The organism is Microcoleus sp. A003_D6 (genome assembly GCF_036702825.1).
Taxonomy (GTDB): domain Bacteria; phylum Cyanobacteriota; class Cyanobacteriia; order Cyanobacteriales; family Microcoleaceae; genus Microcoleus.
Window position 1 is genome coordinate 55,646 of the sequence record NZ_JAUBWA010000016.1, and the last position, 21,943, is coordinate 77,588.

Genomic DNA, 21,943 nt, shown 5'->3' on the forward strand with positions numbered 1-21,943 from the left:
TTGGATTGGATAAAAAGTGATACAATGAAATCAAATCGAGCGATCGCCCTGAGTTTGAAACTTCTGCACTATATTTCGGAACCAAGCCGATGTTTTTACGCAAATCTCAGAAATTTTTTTGAGAAGTATGAAAGGGCGATCGTCTCCTCAACTGTAATTACGGAAGTCAGCCGCAGTTTTTACGCAAATCTCAGAAATTTTTTTGAGAAGTATGAAAGGGCGATCGTCCCTTCAACTGTAATTACGGAAGTTCGTTGCAGTTTTTACGCAAATCTCAAAACTTTTTTCTGAATCAGCTTTACAATGTATAAAAACAAGGAGATCCAGCTATGGTAGAAACAATCCAAGCCAAGAATATCAAGCTGCGCGACTTAATAGAAAAGTTTGGATTGCAGCGCACTGATGACGCTCAATTTTTTCGAGAGTGGCAAGATCATTTACCCGAACTAACAGATTTGGAAAAGCAAGCTTTAGATGAAGTCAAGGGCGACTACATCCACTTATCCGAGTACGAAATTCTGGAACCTGTAGTTAAGTTAGTGGTGCTTTCTCCGTTGTTGAGACTAGCAGGATTTTATCGTGCGCCATTTTACTTGACTGGTGAGAAAGAGGTGAGAATTTTTTCCGAAGATGAGGGAACTATTGTTACGGGACGCCTGGATTTGTTGGTTTTTACGCCTGAGTTTTGGGTGTTGGTAATTGAGGCAAAAAAGTCGCAATATTCGCTAGAAGCTGGAATTCCACAAGCTTTGGCGTATATGCTGGGTAGTCCTAATCCTGACAAACCTACTTTGGGATTTGTCACGAATGGGATTGATTTTATCTTCTTGAAATTGACGAAACAAGGAACGCCGCAGTATGCTCGTTCTGAACGATTTTATCTGGATAATAACGATGGTTTGTACACGGTGCTGAAGGTGTTAAAGCGTTTTGCTCAATTGTTCAGGGAGTAGGTTTTTGATGCTGCGAATAGGATGGAAGGGCGATCGCTCTTTTTGTGATTGTGCTTGAAGGGCGATCGCACTTTCTCCCCTAAATCAGCTAGCTATTGAATTCAAAGCTTTCTGTTGCTGTTTGCGCTGCATCCGCCAGCGGGAAATGACAGCACCAAAAGCTAAAGTACCCAACATAGTAGTCGGTTCGGGAACTGACTCCGGGTCGTCAATCGAAGTTATGTTGTTTCCCGTATCAAAACTAGCACCAACATGGACAACTTTATGAGGGCTATATGAAAATAGGTTTTCGATAATTTTGATAGTTCGATCGCCACCGTTAGCATTAAGAACATGAGTCCCGACAGGAACATTCGATGTCGAAAGTCCCTGCAAATTATTGACAAAAAAGTCAGACCCTACAGGCTGAGGATTCAGCATTAAATCTCCAACAAAAGAACCGTTAGCGCTGATATTCTCAGCACCAGTAAACAAACCATCGAAGCCGAAGTTGGTCAAAATTTGGTTGGCCGTGTAAGCGAAATCATTATGATCCGTACCAATTAGAATACCGCCCCCCGCATTTTTAAGAGCTAAAGCTTGGTTGATTGTTACTGCTATCGCTGAAGGAGTGAGGGTCGTAGTTTCTTTGTTGCGGAAACCGAAGGAACTGTCTAGAATGAATTCTGGCTGCTTGTTGGCCGCCCAAGCATTAATCGCGCCAAAATCTACTGCGTTCAAAAGCGATGTTTGATAAATACTCGTGTCGAACCAAATCTGGTTGTAAAACCCAACAGGCTTAGAGTTGAGCGATAATCCGAGGCTGCCAGGAACATGAGTTTGCACGAAATCAACATCAAATACTGTTCCGTTTTGATAATTTTCTAAGGTATTAGCGATCGCCCCGCGAAAAGCTTCTAAATTTCCCGTACCAAGGCCGCGAGTTGAATTCAGGTAAAGAATGTTTGTTATCGATAGTGTTTTCGGAGGATGAGGCATTTTTTTGAGCGCATCAATAAAATTGTCTGCTGTCAAGTTATCTACTGGCAATTTTGTTAACAAATCCATGACAGTCAGGTTATTAGCCTTCTGAGCCAGCAATGTCGCAGCTTCTTGTATTTCTGCATCAGTGAAACCAGGTTGCAACAATTGCAAAAAGTTTTTTAGTTGGTCTGGTAACTTAGCCGCTGATTGTGGATCGTTTGGATCTAGGCTGATGATTTGGTTTAGTTGTTTTCGCAGTACCAGTGATATGGATTCGCCATTGTTATTAGTAGTTATTGAAAAAACTTCTTCCCAATCCTTTAAGCTAAGGGATATATTGCCTGTGTTTGCAAAATTTTCTAGATCTGCAACTTCAACTGGATTCGTTCCATCCAAAATAGTCACAGTTTTTGCAGCTAATCCCGGTGTAGCAACTCCACAACTCAATCCTAATCCTAAGCTCCAGAAAATTCCTCGGACAACCCAATTTGAAATTGATGGCATTATTTTTACCCCAGTTTGAATAAAAGACATAGAACCCGATCGCCCTTCCACAACAACAACAACTGCTACTGAGGACGATCGCCCTTTCCCGCAAAGCCCGCGCCAGCCAAGCCATACCCAGGAAATCGCCCCCTCAACCCTAATTACGGAACCACCTCACACTTTTTACGCAAATCTCAAAACTTTTTTTCCCAAAACCCCTCAAACGTAAAGTTTTGTAACAATATCCCCACAAATGCGTAAAAAATTGCGACTCTACCGAAAAACAATATAGAGATACCCCAACACCGCACAAAAATCCCCAGAGGAGTCAGGAGATTGAGATGGAGGACGAGATTGAGATGGAGGACGAAATTGATTTGCAACTCCAACAGCTAGCTGTCGAAGCTAAACAGCACCCAGCCCAAAGCCGTCAGCGAAACAGAGCGCTAACCAAACTAATCGAAATAGTTAGGTGTTGTCATAGACTTGCTCGTCCTTACAAAGCCGGTTTGCAAGGTCTCATTTACCAGGATCTTTATAACGAAGCACTTGTAAAAACAATTGAGTATATTTGTCTGAAAATTGACAACTACTATCCAGAAAAACCAGTGATGGCTTGGGTCAACCACATATTGAAGTATAGATTCAGCGATGTTGTCGATCGACATATGAACGAAAATAGGAGACGCGAACTGCCTTCCTTGAATGACCTAGATGATAAATTAGAAAACTGGCTTTCAGAAGAATTGCAAGAGTCCGAAGAGGCTAGAATGATGCGTGAATTGCATCAAGAATGGTGCGAATTGCGTAAATTAATCGAAGAAGATCCAGATAGCCATTTTAGAAGAGTGTCACTTAGAGGTCGCCCAGATATCACTTGGCAAGTTATAGCTTTAGCTAAATTAGACGGTGAAACATTGGATAGTATCTCTCAAAGATTTGGAGTTGCCTTGACAACTATTGCCGATTTTTACAAACGAAATTTGCGTAGATTTGGTGATTACATTCGTAATAGATTACAGTAACAATTAAGCGACCATAGAAACTAATGATGAGCAAAATGATCGAACCAATAACTTTTACCGTACCGCTATCCTTTGAAGCCCACGACATCGCTCAACAGTGCGCCGAAAAATCCAGTCCGACAAAATTCAAACAAGTTTATCTCAATACCCTAGCAGTCTATGCCGTAGATTCTTACCTGCACTGCATGGGATTTGAAACCAACTTGGAAAAGAGCGAAAGTCGCGATTCACTCATGCTGAAATTTGTAGATGTTGCTGATTTAGATGTCGTCGGTGTTGGCAAAATCGAATGCCGTCCCGTCTTGCCAGATGCCGACGCTTGTCAGATTCCCTACGATGCTTGGGGAGACAGAATTGGTTATGTAGCCGTACAGTTAGACCAATCTTTGAAACAAGCAACACTACTAGGATTTACCAGAACAGTAGCTCAAGAAGTACCTCTGGCTGACATGAATTCCCTCGAAGATTTGCTCGTCTACATGAATCGAATTCAACAACTGAAACCAGTTAATTTGATGAACTGGTTCGATGAAGTTTTTGATGCAGGATGGCAAGTAATTGACGAGCTATTAAATCCCAAACAAATACAATTTCGCTCTTTTAGAAGCGACAAAGCATTACCCATCGATCGCGGTCAGAAAATTGACTTGGGAATGCAATTAGCAGAACACTCCGTAGCACTGCTAGTCACCATCCCCCCAGAACCAGATTCAGAACTGGATATTGTCGTGGAATTGTATCCAATGGGCAATCAAACTTATTTGCCTCCGGGGTTGAAATTGATGCTGACAGATGAGTTATCGGCAGAGGTAATTTTGCAGACTGAATCAAGAGATTCTGACAACTTTCTTAGATTTGAATTTACTCCTGACTTAAGAGAATTGTTCAGCATTACTGTGGCCCTGGGAGAGGTAAATGTGAAGCAATCTTTTCGTTTGTAGTAACTGCCCGATGGGGGTTCGATCGATTCCTTCTTTGTACAATGCAATGTATTGTAGGGGCGGGTTCACCAGTATTCTTAACTTCCAAGCCAACAGCTTCATAAACCCGCCCCGCCCATACAAACACGAATCAACACTTCCCTGGAAACGAGAAAATTAATCCGTGTATCTGTGTCAAAATCCCTGTTGTGCCATCCTTCTAGCATATGTCATCATTAACATTTCAAAACTTTCGCGGTCAAAATCTCCAAGGTCATTCTTTCAAAGGCCTTGACTTGACTAATACAGATTTCTCGAATGCAGATATTCGCGGTGCAGATTTTACCAATGCAATTCTCGATGGTGCTAATTTCAATGAGGCTTGCTGCGGACTAGCCAGAAAATCGCAAATCAAAATTTTCATAATTGTAGCACTGCTTTCGGCAATATCAGGAATAGCTGCTGTAATTGCGATCGATAGTACATTCAAATCTCTAATTCCCAAAACTACGGAGCATATCGGTTTTATTCCCACTGCAATCATCTTATTCGTCAATGCTATTCTCTTGACTGCCATGATTCGCCAAGGAATACAAAAAGCGTTGGATTATTTAGGTATTGCTGCTGCTGTATTTGTACCTTTAATTGGTGTTTTGTCTGCGTTCTCCAATGATAAACATCCCATACTTTCCTGGTTAAGGTCTTTTAGAAGTGGGAGCTTAATGAGTGCCTTGTCTGGCGAAACGAAGGCTAACGATATTCCGTTTTTAATTGTGACTTTAACTGCGGCTGTGGCTGCGACTACGATCGCAGTTGTAGCTCTCCCTTTAGCCCTAGCATTGGCTGAAGTTGTTTTAGGGAGGACGATTGCAGCTTTGGCTGTATTTGAAGCTCTGGCTATAAGTGCGATCGCCACCGGAATTATTGCCAGAAATTCCTTGAGATATTTAAAAGCATCCGTGTTAATCCAAGCTGGAGTAGTTGACAACACAAACAATAAATGCTATGAATTCCTGAATAATTGCGTCAAAAAAATTCCCGATCCGCCTGTAGTTATTGGGGCGATCGCTGGAGCTATCATCTTAGCTGTAGCTTTAATCTTATTAGGCAATCACATTTCTAAGAGAGTTTTAGCCGAAGATGATAAATACGCCGTAATTCGCCAGTTAGCGATCGTCATTGGTGCGATCGGCGGTACCAGCTTTCGCAATGCTCAATTAGCCAATACTAATTTCAGTTGTGCTACCCTCAAAAACACCGATTTTAGATTTGCTACTATCCACCGAACTATGTGGCGTCACGCTCGTTCTCTCGACTGGGCAAGAGTCGATGAAACAATATTAATTAATCCAGCAGTGCGAGAGTTGCTTGTCACCAGCAACGGCTATCACAAATCCTATCAAGGCATGGATCTCAGAGGAGCAAACCTCATAGGTGCAGACCTCAGATATGCCCAAATGCAAACAGCAGACCTCAGTCAAGCGACTTTGGAAGCTGCTAATTTAGAATATGCAAAATTTAGTCAAGTTCAGGCGATCGGTACTGATTTTAGCAGTGCCCAAATGACTGGTGTTTGCGGTTTGGGAACCTGGAATATTGACAGCACTACCAAACTAGAATGGGTTGATTGTAGGTGGGTTTACTTGCTAGAAGAACCGAAACCGGAAACGGACGATCGCGAACGCCGTCCCAGCAGTGGCGACTATCAACCACTAGAATTTACCAGCTTTTTTCAAGAAGTAGTAAATACAGTTGACTTGATTTTTAACCACGGTGTTGATTGGAAAGCTTTCGTCGCATCTTTTCAACAAGTCCAAGTAGAAAATCAAGGCATAGAACTGAAGATTCAGAGTATTGAAAACAAAGGCAATGGAGTTGTAGTCAAAGTCAGCGTACCTCCTGACACAGACAAAGAAAAAATTCACAAAGATTTCAATGTTTTTTATCAAAATATGCTACAATTGCTAGGAACAGAATTACCTGCCATGCACAACTCAACAGAACAGCGCCAATATTTGCTGTCAGCAATGGAGGATATAGTCAGACCGTTGTCCGAACAAGTAGTCATCTTAAACTTGGCTAACGGTGACTTGAAACAAGGGTTTGAGGTGACAGTTGATATTTCGTGCGATCGCCAGCGTTTAGCAATAGAATTAGAAGGCAAGTTACCACCAATCCCGGAAATTTCAGAACGCTATCAACAGTGGCAAAAAATGTATAACCTTCTGAAGGGTCAGCGTGCCATAAGAGTAAACCCAGGTCAAATCATTAACTTTTCCCAACAAGAGCTAAAAAGCATAGCTAAAGACGTAGAAAGTGATGTAAACAATTGGCTCGCATCCGAACACTTTTCCCCGATCGAGCAGGGATTGCGCGACAAGTTAAACCGCACTGACGAAGTACGGGTAATCATCCAAACTGAAGATAACTTACTGCGAAAACTCCCCTGGCATCAATGGGAATTTTTTAATAATTACTGTGAATCAGAAGTAGCTTTAAGTCGCACGATATCTAACAGAGTCAAAAAATCAGTTTCATCTAAAAATAAAGTAAGAATTTTGGCAATTTTGGGCGACAGTACAGGAATTAATATCGATCGAGACAGGCAGATATTGGAGCATTTGTCAGAAGCAGAAACCATATTTTTGGTAGAACCAACTCACCAGCAAGTTCAGGAATATCTCACCGATAAAAGAGGCTGGGATATTTTGTGTTTTTCGGGTCACAGTCAGAGCGAAGTCGATGGCAGTACGGGGGCGATTTGTATCAATAAGACAGATAAGTTAACTGTAGAACAGCTAAAAGATTCTTTGGAAATAGCTATTAAACGCGGTTTGGAAATAGCAATTTTTAACTCTTGCGATGGTTTAGGATTGGGGAAGCAATTAGCTAATTTAGATATTCCTCAAATTATCGTGATGCGAGAACCGGTACCGGATTTAATCGCCCAGGAGTTTCTGAAAATTTTTCTCCAAGCTTTTGCTGGCGGCAATTCTTTTTATGTTTCCGTGCGGCAAGCGCGAAAACATCTAAAAGATACTTGGGATCGGGAAATTCCCGGTGCTAGCTGGTTGCCTGTTATCTGTCAGAATCAAGCTGAGTTTCCCAAGACTTGGCGAAAATTGCAAGGGAATTATTGATGGTTAGTTAAATAATTGTAGATTTTGTTTGAGGAGGCAATTATGTCTGTTGTCGATCGACCTTTGAATGGCGGGCAAGATACCCACTCCCTAATAAAATTTAACTCTTGTGGAACAGGCATCTTGCCTGTTCGTGAAAAAAGATACTTAAACGCCGAACTCGCTCGCAGTTACCAAAAGTGCAATTTCCTGCGCTACATTTATGCACTGCGTGCCGGTGACGCCAACGCTTCACCAGGCTTCACTTTAATTGAGTTATTAGTTGTAATAATAATTATTGGCATTTTATCGGCGATCGCCCTCCCAGCTTTTCTCAGCCAAGTCAACAAAGCTAAAGAAGTAGAAGCTATACAAGCTACCAAATATCTGAGCGATCGCCAATCCGATCGCTTCCATCAAGAATTAAACTTTACCGACAATTTGAATCAGCTTGACTTCTATTTGTCCAGGGAAACAGAAAACTATTGCTATCAAATTTTGGCTGATAATAACTCTTTAAATGGTTCGGTTCATGTTGCTTTATCAAAAAAGTCTGGATTAAAATCCTATGCAAGTGTCGTGTACTATCAAAACGGGCAAATTCTGAAATGTCAACCCGTCCCGATTCAAGTTAGCTGTCCTGCATCATCTTTGGAAGTTGCGTTACTGATTGCTAATGTAGTCGCGAATCCCCAAAAGTATTGTCCTTAGTTTACTGAAATACTTAGATTATTGTTACAATATAAGTGAGTAAAAAAAAAATAGTATTGTAGGGTGCGTCAGCCCTTTCTCGTTTCCCTTGCCCCGTCAGTGTTCTAGCTGACGCACCCTACAGGCCTCGTTAGTGGTTTAAATGCTCCACAGCTTACTTAGATTATTGTTACAATATAAGTGAGTTAAAAAAAATTAGAGATAGAAGTTTATGAGCAGCCTTATATCGGTGCAAACGCTAATTGAATATATAGAAGCTTTGCCAGCCCAGGAGCAAACTTTACTATTTGACGAGCTTTTCAGGCGAAACATAATCAAGCAGCGTCAGGAAAACATCGATTCTTCTACAGTCAAGGTAGCTGGTGAGTCGGCGATCATCGGGTCAGCAATAGAATACTTAGGCCCGGGAAACACCAAGCGTATACTAAAGATGGCCAATTTTGTTGACGCGCTTCAAGAAGCAGACCCGATTATCATTGGAGAAAGAGAAAAGCCGCGCCAGGAAAACACCAAGCAGACAGTCAAGACAAAAACACTCTTAACAGATAACGCTACCTGCGACATTCGCGCAGCCGCCGATCGCACTAACTATGGGGGCGACCTCGACAGCTCAACTTATCACATAATCATTAAAAACGAATCAGACACAACAGTCAGTGCAGCGTTGCTGGGATGGCCCGAATGTAAAGCTTTTGGCGAGACGCGATCGCAAGCACTGCAAAACCTTCACGATTTAGTAAATGCCCAGCTAGCCGAAGCAGAAATCGTCTCTGTCAAACTCACGAATAGTCGATCGAACAATCCTTGGGTGAGGTTAGCTGGTAAGTATGAAAACGATCCGCAATACGATGAGGTATTGGCACACATAGAAGAATATCGCCGCGAACTCGATGCAGAAACCGAAGCTTATTACAGTCAAATTGACGCTGCGGCTGAAACCAAATGAGTCGATACATACTTGATACGGATTGTTTCTCCCTTTGGCAACAGAATCATCCAATGATGGTGCAGCGGGTCGAGGATAACGCAGAAAACCTTGCTTTAACTATCGTAACCGTAGAGGAAGCAATTCGCGGCTGGTTCAATGAGATCAGAAAGGCTTCGGCACCTCCGAAAGCGGACAAAAATGCTTCTAAAAGTTCGCAAGCGGACACAAAGGCTTCTGAACCTTCGCAAGCGGACAAATTAGTATGGAGTTACACCAAGTTATGGGATACATTAGAGGATTTCAAAATTCTCAACATTCTGAAATTTGACCAGAATGCTTTCACTATTTACACTGAGTTCCGTCGTCAAAAAATACGCATCGGCACGCAAGATTTGCGGATTGCTGCTATTGTACTTGCTAATAATTCTATCCTCGTTACCCGCAACCACCGAGATTTTTCGCAAGTGCCCGATCTAGTGCAGGAAGACTGGACAATTAAACCTTAAAAACAAGTGCGATTGCTAATCGTAGGGTGCGTCGCTCTCGAATTTTTTGTGATAATTTGAAGTTAATTGAGGCGACGCACCCGACACAATATCGTATGCTGCGTCGCCCTTGAATTTTTCGCGATGATTTGAAGCTATTCGATGCGACGCACTCGACAGTTAAAAGCAGATTTATGCTTATATGACGGCACGGATTCCCATTATTTAATAATACGTCAAGCCACGTATAAAAGCAAGGGGCGATCGCAAAAAAACCGCCCAATGCCCAATGCCCAATACCCTACCTTTGATTCCAAGCCACAGCCGCATCAGCCACAGCTTGTTCCACAGATTTCTCGCTCAACATCGCCGCCTGCAAATTGTCATAAATTGCCTTTTGCAACTTCTTAACATCCTTGAGAGGCGGAATCAACATCTCGGCGGAACTCAACCCAGAAGCACTGACAATCCGAGCTCGATCGGCAGCAGCAGCATCAGCCGGAACACTCTTAAAATAGCCATCCCCCAAAGCATCAACCGTAGAAGGCAAAACATTAGCAGCCTTAGCAAAAGCCAACTGATTCTGAGAATTAGTGAGAAACAAAGCAAACTTGACAGCATCATCAGGGCGCTTGCTGTCGCGAGGGACAACTAAATTCATCACCGCCACAGTCTTCTTACCGCTTTCCCCGGTAATTTGAGGCGCAGCAGCCGAAACAGCACCAACACTCGGAGCATTCTCAGCGATCGCCTTCAAAAACTGAGGCCCGGAGCCCAACAAAGCAGTTTCTCCAGCTTGATAAAGCTCGATCGCCCTGCGGTGGCCCTGCACCAAAACATCCTGCGGTAACAATCCGCCCTTGTACAAATCCACCCAATACTGAAAAACAGCCTTGCCCTTATCAGTATTAAAAGCCGCCTTTCCTTGAGCGTCCACCAAAGGTACGCCCATCTGCACAAAAGATTGCAAAACCTCCGCCGAATCTTCCGGCACAAAAGTCGCAAAAAAAGCAAACTTACCAGTCTTCTCCTTCACCTGTTTCGCAACAGCAGCCAACTCGGCATAGGTAGCAGGAGGCTTAGCAATTCCAGCTTTTTTAAACAACTCCGTATTGTAAATAGTTACCGGGGTTGTGAGATACCAAGGAATGCCAAAACTCTTACCGTCGAGCACACTAGCTTTCCAGATATTCGGGAGATAAGTCGATCGAACTTGCTGCGGAATCCGAGAATCCAAATCCAGCCAAGCATTGCGTCCCGCCAACAGCGAAGCAAAATCGGGATTCAGGTTCACCACATCCGGCGCCGTTTTCGCCGAAACCGCCCCCAAAATCTTGCTTTCCATCGCCGACCAAGGAACGTCCACCCAGCGCACCTTCACCCCCGGATTTTGGGCTTCAAAATCGGCGATCGTCTTGTTGAAATACTCAGTAAACTGAGGTTGAAGCTGCATAGTCCAGAACTCGATTTCCTGCGTATTATTTGCCTGGGAATTAACAGCCGGTTTGCCGCAACTCACCACCGCCGCCAGCAGCAGCCCCACCAGCCCAAAAACAGCAAACAGTTGCCAAGATTTACGTTTCATAGAATAAAATTTGAGAGTTATGGGAACCGTTAGAGAAAAAAGCGCTCGCCCGAGTCAAGCGCGATCGAGTGCGAGAGAGAGTTTTGTAGCCGGGCCCCCGATCGAGAGAGTCGGTTTTTGTGCAAAATCGGCAGGTTTTCGGTCGATCGAGCTGGAATTTGTTGACATTTGCAGCAGAATAGCTATTGTCAAGTAAATTGGGTAGCATAAAATCGGAACGGGCGATCGCGCAACACAGACAGATCCGCGATCGCCGAAGGCGGGATACCGAGATTACAGCACTCTTTCGGCAGTTGGAAACCAACCCTCCAACACGCCAGCGCGCTGAATCCGGCTGGCCAACTACAAAAGAAAAAAATAGCAATTACCGGCGACCCAATCCTATGGTTAACTTTTTCAAAGGTCTACTTTCCCAACGCCAGCCAGGAATCGGGATCGAAATAGCCCCAGACCGCATCAACATCATTCAGCTCGAAAAGAAAGCTCAGGCATTAAAATTAGCCACCCTAGCCTCAATAGAAGTACCAGAAGACATAGTACAAGAAGGACAAATAGTAGATCCGCCTGGAATGGCAGAACTAATAAAAGCCGTCCTCGCCGAAAACAAAATCAAAGCCAAGCGAGTAGCCACAGCCATTCCCGGCCGCGAAGCCGTCATCCGCCTCATCCCAGTTCCCGCAGAACTCAACGAAGAAGAACTGCGGGATTACATGAACGCAGAAGCAGGACTGTACTTGCCGTTTCCCAGAGAAGACGCCGACGTAGACTATCAAAAAATCGGCCTATTTGTAGATGACGACGGCGTAGAAAAAGTGCAAGTCGTGTTAGTAGCAACCCGCAGAGAAGTTACCGACACATACATCGAAACCTTCAAAGAAGCCGGACTGATTATAGACGTACTAGAAGTAACAAGCTTTGCCCTAATCCGCACCCTCAAAGACCAACTGCAACAATTTTCGTCCCAAGAAGCCGCAGTTCTCACCGCCATAGAATTTGACAGCACCGAGTTAGCTATAGTAGTGGACGGCATACCTCAGTTCAACCGTACCATCCCGATCGGCACCTACCAAATCCAGACCGCCCTCAACCAAGCCATGAACCTGCCGCCAACCAGAGACACCAGCGAACTGCAAGGCATGACCCTGCCAGTCACAGATACAATGGGTGCGTCGGGAGACGGCAATCCAGGCACAAATGCGATGATTAAAGTATTGGGAGAACTAGCAGACGAACTGCGCCGCTCAGTAGACTTTTACCTCAACCAGAGCGAAGAACTCGAAGTAGCGCAACTGCTGCTAGCAGGCCCGGGAGCTGCGATCGGCAAACTCGACGAATTTTTCATGCAAAGATTAAGCTTGCCCGCATCTCAAGTCGATCCCATCGAAACGCTAGGACTCGAAATCAGCGAAGAAATTACCCCAGAACAGCGAGCAGGTTTAGGAGTCGCCCTAGGTTTAGGACTGAGGGAGGTTATGTAACCTAACAGTTTTAGATGAGAGAAAAACAAATTTTAGAATTTTAGGTAAAAGCCCCTTCCAAAAGAAGAAGGCAGAAAGCAGAATGTAGAATATTGGAGGTAGAAGGTAGAAGGTAGAAGGTAAAAGGTAGAATATATCTGAGGTAGAAGCATCCCCTTCCTTCAGTAGAAGGCAAAAAGTTGTTTCTTTCTTCCCTAAATAAATCCTTCACTTGTACCAGCAATCTTGCGCTGTGTCTAAAATCTAAAATTTCAAATTTAAATCTATAGCAACAGCCAAGAGAGTTGGGACATTCTTAATTGCTCAAACCATGCGGCAGATTGCACCTTCCATAGGATTTCTTCCTTCTTCCTTACTCTCCTAAATAACTAAAACCTTCTTCCTGACATCCGTTACATCCGTTACATCCGTTACATAATCCGTTGCCGAACTTCCTTCTGCTATAAAATCGAGTGAAGCCATGTACAGCCTAGATATTAATTTTCTCAACGACCGTCCCGACTACAAACCAGTCGCAGCAGCCAAAAGCTCAGCTAAAAAAAGTTCTGGCGGAGCCAAAGACCAACTGCCCCTAATTGGGGCGGCGCTGTTTGCCTTCGGCATCAACGCCGCAGTCATGGGCGCCTGGTGGTGGGTGACGAACGAAAATACCAACTTGGGTACAGAACAAGCAAGCCTCGACCAAGAAGTGGCCAAGTTAAACACTCAAGCCAACGCCATCAAAGCCATCAACGCCGAAACCGACAAAGTTACCGCCGAATACAAAGCATTAGCCGGAGTATTCGACCAAATTAAACCTTGGTCGGCGATGCTGCAAGACCTGAGTGTCCGCACTCCCGCCGGAGTGCAAATTGCCAAAATCGAGCAAATCGACCCCAGTCCCTCCCCCGTGGTGGCAGCAGCACCCCCTCCGCCCGCAGCAAGTCCCGCCGCCTCCCCAGGGGCGAGTCCCTCCCCAGCCAGCCCCACCCCGGCTGCTGCTCCCGCCCCAGTCCTCCCGACGCAGGCAGCAAAAATAGTAATTTCAGGGGTAGCCAGCACCTTTGCTCAAGTTAACGACTTTATGCTGCTAGTCCAGCGCTCTCCTTTCTTCCTCAACACCGATACCAAACTGGTAGCGGCCACATTAAAAAACAACCCCGCACAAGTACAACTGCGCAACCAAAGCGCACTAGGAGCAGTAGAACTTCCCAAACTGCGGCCGGTGGTGGAATATAAAATTGAAACCACCCTTAGCCCGACTGGGGCCACGGAGTTGCTCCCCGAGCTGCGGAGCAAGCAAGCAGACGGGCTAGCAATACGGATAGAAACACTTCAAGAAAAAGGAGTGCTAGAACCACCAAAAGGAGAAGTGAAAAAACCATGACATCAGCAGAGTTTATTCAGAGCGGACAAGCAGAAGATACAGGGGCCAAGGAAATATTCGGCATTAAGCTGACACCCCAAGTCCAAGCAATCGGCGTCGCGGTTCTCGGCCTGGTCATTGCCGGCGGCCTCGTCTACCAATTCGTACTGCCAGAATTCCAAAAAGGCAGCGAGATCAAGCAAAAAATTGCCGAAAGCAAGCAAACGCAACAGCAATTGCAATCTCTAATTCAAAAAAAGGCAGAAGCTGAAGCAAAACAAGAAGAAGCAAAACAGCGCCGGGCCAACGTGACGGCAATGTTTGCCAGCGATGCGAGCGCCAACACGCTGCTGCTTGACATGACCCAACTGGTTAATAGAATCAACGCGGGCGTGCAAAGAGACGACCTCAAGGCTAAAATTACCAAATTTGAGCCGGAGCTCCCGCCAGCAGCAGCAACCGCCGCGCCGGGAGGTGTAGACCCAGATATTCTGAAAGATACATCCTTCGGGCCGTCCCTGGCTGGCAAGCTCAGACGCAAAAAATTTAAGGTAGAGTTTGAAGGCAATTTCGCTCAAACCCGCAATTTTATGCGTAACTTGGAGTTGATGCAGTCGCTGTTGGTAGTGAGAAATTTGAAATCTGAATTGCTAGCATCAACTCAGCCAATTGAAGTTGATTTTGTGAAAGGGAAAATAATCCAGGTGGGGCAGCCGCAAACTCAAATTAAAACGGCTTTTGACTTGCACGCGCTGCTGCCGTTAAAGCAAGAAGAAAAACCGGCAACTCCGGCTCCGAATTCTTCTGCTCCGGCAACTCCGGCTCCGAGTCCTGGTGCTAAGTAGCGGTTTTTTGCTGATATTAGCTATGGTTCCCAAGTCTGTATCAGCAGAAAGTTGAAGGTTGAAGGTTGAAGAAAGAAGGTAGAATTCAAAAAATTATGAATGGCAGAAAATTAGTTTTTTATAAGCAATATAAAATGATAATTACTGCCGAATTTATTCTAACTTCTCCATTCAAACACAGGCTCGGAGCGAGAATGTTTCAGTCAGTGCCAGAAGTTCGCGACAAAAGACTGCGAACAACAAATAACAAATTGTAGTTGAGGAGAGAACGTGAAACAGCATCTACGGTTATGTGGAGGACTCTTGGGCAGCGCTGCCGGAGTTCTCGTAGCCCAAGCCCCCGTCTCGGCGGCGCCGACTCAAGTCACAGGAGTGCAAGTGAGTCAAGCCAATAATGGGGTAAATATTGTCCTGGCTACCGAAAAGGGCGATCGCCCGCAAGTTTTCGCAATCAATAACGGCAATACTTACCAAGCCACAATTATCAACACCCAGCTCCGCTTGCCACAAGGCAACAGCTTCCGCCAAGATAACCCCGCTCCGGGAATTTCTTCAGTAGAAATCAGCCAGGTAGAGGCTAACAGCATCCGCGTTGTAGTGGCGGGCACCAACGGAGTTCCCAACGGACAAGTTATGCCGGGACAAGGCCAAAGCATCGTTCTCAGCGTTGCCGGACAGGGCGGGACTGTGCAGTCTGCCCAAACTGCACCTCCGCCGCCTCCGGGACTGCCGCTGAGCCAAACAGCTCCGCGGCCGGCTCCCCAAATCCGCACTTCGCAAAATCCAGGCGTGCTGCTGCCAAATCCCGAAGTTACTGTTACCAGAAACGATCGCCCGCCCCTCCCCAGCGAAATACAATCTCAGACCAATCAAGCTCCGCCTTTCCAGTCGCGGGCCGTGCCACCGCCCTTGGGAGATATCTCCGTATCTAACATCGCCCCCGGCGCGGGAAATATTGAACTGAGTTCGGGAGAACGCATCCCCCGCTTGGTGCTGCGGGATGCCCCAGTCCGGGACGTTTTGGCACTGCTGGCCCGCGCTGCGGGACTGAACATCGCTTTTACAGGCGGCGGGACACCGGGTCAACAGGGCCAGCCCGCAGTGCCCGGTCAGCCGGGAGCCTCCGGTTCAGATGAAGGGCCGAAGATTTCTTTGGACATCGAAAATGAGTCGGTGCAAGATGTTTTTAACTACGTGCTCCGGCTCAGCGGGCTGCAAGCTAACCGACAGGGGCGGACGATTTTTGTAGGGACTAGCTTGCCGATCGACTCGCGCAATATTATCATTCGGACTCTGCGGCTCAATCAAGTTCGGTCTACCGATGCAGCTAACTTTTTGAGCGCTCAAGGCGCGGAAACTCAACTGCCGATTACTCGGGTGACTATTCAAACCGTCGGCCAGGGAAATGCGGCGCGGGATGTGGAAATTCGGGAACCGGACATTAAGGCGATCGGCGCTAGGGAAGGCACGGGGCCGCTGTTGCTGAGAGGACTGTCGGTGCTGGCCGATGCGAGGCTCAATTCCATCACTTTGGTGGGCGACCCGCGCAAAGTAGACATGGCTGTGGCTTTCTTGACACAGCTAGATTTGCGCCGCCGTCAAGTGGCTGTCAACGTCAAGGTGATCGATATCAACTTGTCGGGAAACAACACCGCTAACAGCAGTTTCTCTTTCGGAATTAATAACAATTTCTTCGTCAATGACGGCGGGGCTGCAAGTCTCAATTTTGGTGGCCTCAATCCGCCCAGTAGGGACGCTGCTGTTGGGGGCCTAACTAATCGACCGATCGTCGGCAATCCAGTAACCGGGGAGCCTTTCTACGATCCGAACGGCAGGCTACTTAACGTACCGCTGACAGCACCCGGCGGCGGGTTGTTCGTGCAGCCGACAGCGCCGATTACTACTGACCCTACGCGAGTTGGGATTACGGATTACGAGCCGTTTCAGAGAGACTTAACCACTGGGGCGCTAACCTCTGTGGGAAGTGCGACTTTCGGCTTGTTCCCGCTTTTCCAATATCCCAGGAGGTTCCTGTCTACGTTGCAGGCACAGATTCTCACCCAGAATGCCAAAATTCTGACAGATCCGACTCTGGTTGTCCAAGAAGGAGAAACGGCGAATGTGAATATTACTCAAGAGGTGCTTAGTAACATCACGTCGGAAACGCAGACTACCGGAAATACAAGTAACACAACGGTGACGGCAGTCAAAGACAGGGCTGGTTTGCAGTTGGGGGTGGCAATCGATAGAGTGGACGACAACGGTTTTGTCTCTCTGCGGGTGAACCCGATCGTCAGGGGAATCGGCGTACCTCAAAACCTCGTCACTACCGGTAATAACACCAATCAGATCAGACTGCTTACTGAGCGATCTTTGCAATCGGGGCTAATCCGCCTGCGGGACGGCCAGACTTTGATTGTTTCGGGGATTATCAGCGACAACGAACAGATTGAAGCGAGCAAGATTCCAATTTTAGGAGATTTGCCGATAATTGGTTCCTTGTTCAGGAGAACCACTAAGACCAACCAGCGGGCGGAAGTGATTGTATTGCTGACTCCGCAGATTTTGGATGATAGCGATCGATCGAACTTTGGCTACCAAAACAACATCAGTCCCGACGCCCGCCAACTGTTGCAGCGCAGTCAGCCTGTCCAACCGAGACAGTAGTCAGCAGTCAGTAGTCAGCAGTCAGTAGTCAGTAGTCAGCAGGAAGAAATTTAGTTTTGCCCTTGACAATTCAGACTTTATTCCTTCTGACTTCTGCCTTTTTTCCTGAGAATAACAAAATCAGAAGGAATAAATTTTCCTTTAGCCCTTGACAAATGACATTTTATTCTTTCTATTTCTCCTTTTTTTCTGCTCTCAAATCCACTGAGGCGAGAAATCTTCTCTCCAAGGTGGTTTTTTTTACCTAAATTTTGGGATTAATTAAAAAAAGTTGGCAAGTTCCATATAAATTAAAGGTTCCACCGATCCATAAAGGTCGGCAAGACTTTAGAATAATGCAGTGAAAATTAGATGCTGTGGGGTTTTCAGCAATTAGAAACAAAAATTCCTTTTCTGACCAATTACCCTAGGGTAATTGGTATTCAGCAGGAGTTTTTAATTTGGGAAGCGGGCTGGAGCAATAGGGAACTACTCAAACCTCCGAACCCAAACTCCCATGCAGTTACCACTCACAGCTAATAGTTGAACTCTGTTTAACGTATTTTGCAAATCCCAGAAGGAGTTCGGAATGAACAAAGGTGAATTGGTTGATGCAGTCGCCGAAAAGGCTAGCGTGACAAAAAAACAGGCAGATGCTGTTTTGAGCGCTGCCTTGGAAGCAATCATGGAAGCTGTCTCCGAGGGCGACAAGGTGACGCTGGTCGGTTTTGGCTCGTTTGAGTCGCGGGAACGCAAGGCCCGCGAGGGTCGCAATCCCAAAACTGGCGACAAGATGGAAATCCCAGCAACTAGAGTTCCTGCATTTTCCGCAGGGAAGTTGTTTAAGGACAGAGTTGCACCGCCGAAAGAACCCAAAGAATAGGTGAACTGAGTCTTGACTAGACCTGTGCACGGGGGGAATTTAGCTTGGGCAGCCACACTAGCGGGCTGCCCTGCTTCTGCGATTCTCGATTTTTCTGCGAGTATCAGTCCTTTGGGCCCTCCTGAGTCGGCATTGGCTGCGATTCAAGCACACTCGAGCAGTCTGACGGCTTACCCAGACCCGGATTATGGAGAGCTGAGGACTGCTTTGGGTGAGGCTTTGAATGTTGACCGGGATTGGATTTTGCCGGGGAATGGTTCGGCGGAATTGTTGACTTGGGCGGCTTGGGATTTGTCGAAGCTGGAGGCGACTTATTTGGTGACTCCGGCTTTTGGCGATTACTGGCGGGCTCTGAAGGCTTTCGGCGCGCAGGTGCTGGAATGTCCTTTGGATCTCCAATCGTTGGGCGCGGAGCCTGTTCGCCGGTTAGTAACGGATGATTTGTCGGTTTCTAACCGTTCCCTTGTCTCCCCTTCTCTGTGTCTCCCGGTTCCTCTTGCTCTCGATGCCGATCGAGGTTTGCTCCTGAACAACCCGCACAATCCTACGGGTTTGCTGTTCGGTAGGGAGGCGATGAGGCCTTATGTGAAGCAGTTCGGTATGGTGGTGGTGGATGAGGCCTTTATGGACTTTCTACCGCCTTCTCAGCAGGAAACTTTGATCGGTGCTGTTGAGGAGTTTCCGAATTTGGTGATTTTACGATCGCTCACTAAATTCTATTCTCTGCCGGGACTGCGGATGGGATGCGCGATCGCCCATCCCGATATCCTCCGCCGCTGGCAGTTGCAGCGCGATCCTTGGCCTGTGAATACTTTGGCTGCGGTGGCGGCTGCTGCTGCGGTGCGAGATGCTGCTTTTGAGCGGCAAACTTGGGATTGGCTGCCTGTGGCTCGCCTTGAGCTATTTGAGGGTTTGGCTAGTTTACCGGGTTTGCATCCTTTGATGGGTGCAGCTAATTTTTTGTTGGTTGAGTCGTCGATGTCGGTTTCTCAGATTCAAAAAATTCTGTTGGAAGGACACCGGATTTTGATTCGGGATTGCTTGAGTTTTCCTGAGTTGGGCGATCGGTTTTTTCGGGTGGCTGTGCGATCGAGGGCGGACAATCTGCGACTGATTGTGGGACTTGCGGATGTTATTCGTCAGTTGACAGTTGACAGTTGACAGGTGACAGTTGACTGTTGTCAGTTGACTGTTGACTGTTGGCAACCAATAACAGTTGATAAACCGATTTTATTGGTTCTTCGATCGGACATACCCAAGAAACCCGGTTTCTATAGACCTCTTGCAAAAATAACTAGGACGGGCTCTGGGGCCCATCCCACAAAATTTTTTTTCTTGTGGAATGGGCCCCAGAGCCCGTTCCAGAATTTGATTAAAAGGATTTTTGCAAGAGGTCTTATGATAAATCTTGGGTTTTGCAGCGAAGTCTCTAGGAAGAAACCGGGTTTCTGACCCCGCGCGCGGATCGTCCTAAACTACTAACTAATGACTGCTGACTAATCAATACTCCGGACAGTTTTTTGGGCAGCGACTGAAACCCGCATTCTACCGTTAAGATTTCACCTGCTGAGGAAGCTGGAACCCTTATTCTACCGTTGGTGATTGAAAACTGTCCGGACTATTGACTAATGACTACTGACTTTTTTATTTATGCTTGATTATGATTTAGTGATTATTGGTGGAACTCCGGCCGGACGCTATGCTGCTTTTACTGCAACTAACTTCCCGGCTCGCGTTGCTTTGGTGGAACCGCTAAGTAATTCGCAAGATTTGCCGACAGGGAAGAAAGAGTCGATCGAGCTTGGTTTGAGATACAGCCAGATTTTGAGCGAGGCCGCTCGTTTTGCCCAGCAGATAAGCCGCCAGCAGTTGGGGGTTCGCAGGGAAGCGGCTAATTCCAAAATGCCGATCGAATTGCGGTTTGATGGGGTTCTCAAGTGGGCCGAGGGTGTTGTTGCTAATTTGTCAGAAATTGATGCTCTTGGCGTTTTGGCTGCTCGCGGTGTCGATATTATTTTTGGCAATGGCGAGTTTGTGGCGAAACCGGACTTGGCTTTTGTTGCCGGCGGCAGGAAATTGCGATCGCTCTGTTATTTGCTAGCTTGTCCAACTCTACCGGCGATTCCCAATATTGAAGGACTTTCGTCTGCTGGCTTTTTTACTTCGGAAACTGTCGGGGAATTAGCAAAACTTCCACAATTACCCAAAAGTTTGGCTGTAATCGGTGGCGATCCCAGCGGTGTCGAAGTGGCTCAGACTTTGGCTCGACTGGGGGTTGCTGTCACTTTGGTGGTGAAAAGTTCGCACATTTTGGCTAAAGAAGACCGAGAGGCTGCGGGGTTGGTGCAAGCTGCAATGGAAGCTGAAGGAGTGAGGATTCTGACTGGAACTGAGGTGACTCAAGCTAGGGTGATTGAGGGTAAAAAGTGGATTCAAGCAGGGCGTGCGGCGATCGAAGCTGAGGAGATTTTTCTGGCCGCCGGTAGAGGGCACAATTTTGTATCGTTAAATCTCGAAGCTGCTCGGGTTAAGTTCAATTATCGGGGGGTAATTTTAAATGACAAGCTGCAAACAACTAATCGCCGCATTTACGCGATCGGCGATGTTGCTGGGGGTTATCCGTTCCCTCACATCGCTAATTCCGAAGCTGCGGTTGCTGTGAAAAATGCTTTGTTTTTGCCGATGTTTCAAATAGATTATCGCGGGATTCCTTGGGCAATTTTTTCAGATCCGCAGTTGGCGAGGGTTGGCTTGACTGAAGCGCAAGCAAGGCGGCGTTTTGGAGACGATCTAATTATTAGTCGGGAATATTTTAAGAATATTGAAAGAGCTCAAATGTGCGGGGAGACAACGGGTTTTTGTAAGATTGTCGGGCGCCGCAACGGGGAGATTTTGGGGGCGAGTATTGTGGGGCCGCAAGCTGCTGAGTTGATTCACGCGATCGCCTTGGCTGTGCGTCACGGGATGAAGGTTGAGGCGATCGCCGAACTTCCTTATATTTGGTCGAGTTTTTCGGCAATCAGCGGTCAAACTGCTGCTGTTTGGGAGTCACAGCGCGGACGCAGCAATAATTTTATGCAGAATTTGTCAGAGAATTTGTTTCACTGGCGCAGGTATTGGAAGTGAAAAAATCCAAGGAAAACAGCAGAACACAGCACAAGCACCCTAAGTTAATAAGGTGCTGGTGGTGCATTTAATTTTTAGATCTACGGAGAGGGTGGGATTTGAACCCACGTTAGGTCGCCCTAAAGTAGTTTTCGAGACTACCGCATTCAACCGCTCTGCCACCTCTCCAATTGACTTGAGATGCGAGCTAAAAGCATTTTACCGCACAGTGCGCCACATTGTAAATCTTTTTGACCAAGAATTTCTTCATGGTACAAGCCCCCGGATTCATCCGTGGAATCAATCCAAAATCTAAAATCTAAAATCCTCAAGCCCCCGAATTTATCCGTGGGGTCAATCTAAAATCTAAAATCTAAAATCTAAAATTGATTGACACTCTCAGCGCTGAAGCGACTGAGATTCTTAAGAAATTTCGTTCTTAATATCCCTATTGCTAGGGTTCCTG

18 protein-coding genes and 1 tRNA gene are annotated in these 21,943 nt (G+C 46.4%); 15 read left to right on the plus strand and 4 right to left on the minus strand.

Annotated elements, in window-relative coordinates; all coding sequences use genetic code 11:
• Positions 1 to 24 precede the first annotated feature (24 nt).
• Together QUB70_RS07300 and QUB70_RS07305 are read left to right on the plus strand one after the other, a co-directional pair.
• Positions 25 to 291 (plus strand): hypothetical protein, encoded by a 267-nt coding sequence (locus QUB70_RS07300; RefSeq protein WP_332979316.1) that lies wholly within the window; start codon positions 25 to 27, stop codon positions 289 to 291.
• 38 nt (positions 292 to 329) lie between these two features.
• Positions 330 to 953, plus strand: coding sequence for a type I restriction enzyme HsdR N-terminal domain-containing protein (locus QUB70_RS07305; RefSeq protein ID WP_332979317.1), 624 nt, complete (start codon positions 330 to 332; stop codon positions 951 to 953).
• An 84-nt stretch (positions 954 to 1,037) separates the two neighbouring features.
• Here QUB70_RS07305 and QUB70_RS07310 read toward each other — a convergent pair whose 3' ends face one another.
• Positions 1,038 to 2,420: an alpha/beta hydrolase gene (locus tag QUB70_RS07310; protein ID WP_332979318.1), complete on the minus strand. Its 1,383-nt coding sequence runs from the start codon at positions 2,418 to 2,420 to the stop codon at positions 1,038 to 1,040.
• A gap of 323 nt (positions 2,421 to 2,743) precedes the next feature.
• Here QUB70_RS07310 and QUB70_RS07315 point away from each other — a divergent pair, with 323 nt between their 5' ends.
• The 6 genes from QUB70_RS07315 (at position 2,744) to QUB70_RS07340 (ending at position 9,611) form a co-directional block, all read left to right on the plus strand.
• On the plus strand, positions 2,744 to 3,427 hold the full coding sequence (locus QUB70_RS07315) for a hypothetical protein (protein WP_332979319.1): 684 nt from the start codon (positions 2,744 to 2,746) through the stop codon (positions 3,425 to 3,427).
• Between the two features lie 35 nt (positions 3,428 to 3,462).
• Positions 3,463 to 4,368, plus strand: a complete 906-nt coding sequence (locus QUB70_RS07320; protein ID WP_332979320.1) for a DUF1822 family protein — start codon at positions 3,463 to 3,465, stop codon at positions 4,366 to 4,368.
• Positions 4,369 to 4,574: 206 nt separating this feature from the next.
• Complete coding sequence (locus QUB70_RS07325; protein ID WP_332979321.1) at positions 4,575 to 7,487, plus strand: pentapeptide repeat-containing protein; 2,913 nt, start codon at positions 4,575 to 4,577, stop codon at positions 7,485 to 7,487.
• Between the two features lie 42 nt (positions 7,488 to 7,529).
• The gene (locus QUB70_RS07330; RefSeq protein ID WP_332979322.1) at positions 7,530 to 8,177 is read left to right on the plus strand and encodes a type IV pilin-like G/H family protein; all 648 of its coding nucleotides are present in this window, start codon (positions 7,530 to 7,532) and stop codon (positions 8,175 to 8,177) included.
• A gap of 211 nt (positions 8,178 to 8,388) precedes the next feature.
• Positions 8,389 to 9,123, plus strand: coding sequence for a type II toxin-antitoxin system HicB family antitoxin (locus tag QUB70_RS07335; RefSeq protein WP_332979323.1), 735 nt, complete (start codon positions 8,389 to 8,391; stop codon positions 9,121 to 9,123).
• Positions 9,120 to 9,611 carry a type II toxin-antitoxin system VapC family toxin gene (locus tag QUB70_RS07340; protein WP_332979325.1) on the plus strand — a complete coding sequence of 164 codons (492 nt, stop codon included), beginning with the start codon at positions 9,120 to 9,122 and terminating at the stop codon, positions 9,609 to 9,611. The genes QUB70_RS07335 and QUB70_RS07340 overlap by 4 nt, the downstream gene beginning before the upstream one ends.
• Positions 9,612 to 9,891: 280 nt before the next feature.
• On the opposite strand, the gene QUB70_RS07345 is transcribed toward QUB70_RS07340, so the two are convergent.
• The gene (locus QUB70_RS07345) at positions 9,892 to 11,175 is read right to left on the minus strand and encodes an ABC transporter substrate-binding protein (protein WP_332979326.1); all 1,284 of its coding nucleotides are present in this window, start codon (positions 11,173 to 11,175) and stop codon (positions 9,892 to 9,894) included.
• Complete coding sequence (locus QUB70_RS07350; protein ID WP_332979328.1) at positions 11,165 to 11,383, minus strand: hypothetical protein; 219 nt, start codon at positions 11,381 to 11,383, stop codon at positions 11,165 to 11,167. The genes QUB70_RS07345 and QUB70_RS07350 overlap by 11 nt, the downstream gene beginning before the upstream one ends.
• 175 nt (positions 11,384 to 11,558) lie before the next feature.
• Between QUB70_RS07350 and pilM the strand changes: the two genes are divergently transcribed.
• The 7 genes from pilM (at position 11,559) to QUB70_RS07385 (ending at position 21,498) form a co-directional block, all read left to right on the plus strand.
• Positions 11,559 to 12,653, plus strand: coding sequence for a type IV pilus assembly protein PilM (pilM, locus tag QUB70_RS07355; protein ID WP_332979337.1), 1,095 nt, complete (start codon positions 11,559 to 11,561; stop codon positions 12,651 to 12,653).
• A gap of 460 nt (positions 12,654 to 13,113) precedes the next feature.
• Positions 13,114 to 14,019, plus strand: coding sequence for a PilN domain-containing protein (locus QUB70_RS07360; RefSeq protein ID WP_332979329.1), 906 nt, complete (start codon positions 13,114 to 13,116; stop codon positions 14,017 to 14,019).
• On the plus strand, positions 14,016 to 14,843 hold the full coding sequence (locus tag QUB70_RS07365) for a pilus assembly protein PilO (protein ID WP_332979330.1): 828 nt from the start codon (positions 14,016 to 14,018) through the stop codon (positions 14,841 to 14,843). Before QUB70_RS07360 ends, QUB70_RS07365 begins: the two co-directional genes overlap by 4 nt.
• A gap of 270 nt (positions 14,844 to 15,113) precedes the next feature.
• Positions 15,114 to 17,510 (plus strand): AMIN domain-containing protein, encoded by a 2,397-nt coding sequence (locus QUB70_RS07370; protein WP_332979331.1) that lies wholly within the window; start codon positions 15,114 to 15,116, stop codon positions 17,508 to 17,510.
• 568 nt (positions 17,511 to 18,078) lie between these two features.
• Complete coding sequence (locus QUB70_RS07375) at positions 18,079 to 18,372, plus strand: HU family DNA-binding protein (RefSeq protein WP_332979333.1); 294 nt, start codon at positions 18,079 to 18,081, stop codon at positions 18,370 to 18,372.
• A 12-nt stretch (positions 18,373 to 18,384) separates the two neighbouring features.
• Positions 18,385 to 19,533: a pyridoxal phosphate-dependent aminotransferase gene (locus tag QUB70_RS07380; RefSeq protein WP_332979334.1), complete on the plus strand. Its 1,149-nt coding sequence runs from the start codon at positions 18,385 to 18,387 to the stop codon at positions 19,531 to 19,533.
• Positions 19,534 to 20,022: 489 nt separating this feature from the next.
• Positions 20,023 to 21,498, plus strand: coding sequence for a dihydrolipoyl dehydrogenase family protein (locus tag QUB70_RS07385; protein WP_332979335.1), 1,476 nt, complete (start codon positions 20,023 to 20,025; stop codon positions 21,496 to 21,498).
• An 83-nt stretch (positions 21,499 to 21,581) separates the two neighbouring features.
• Here the strand turns inward: QUB70_RS07385 and QUB70_RS07390 are convergent.
• Positions 21,582 to 21,666 (minus strand) — tRNA-Ser (locus QUB70_RS07390).
• Positions 21,667 to 21,943 lie beyond the last annotated feature (277 nt).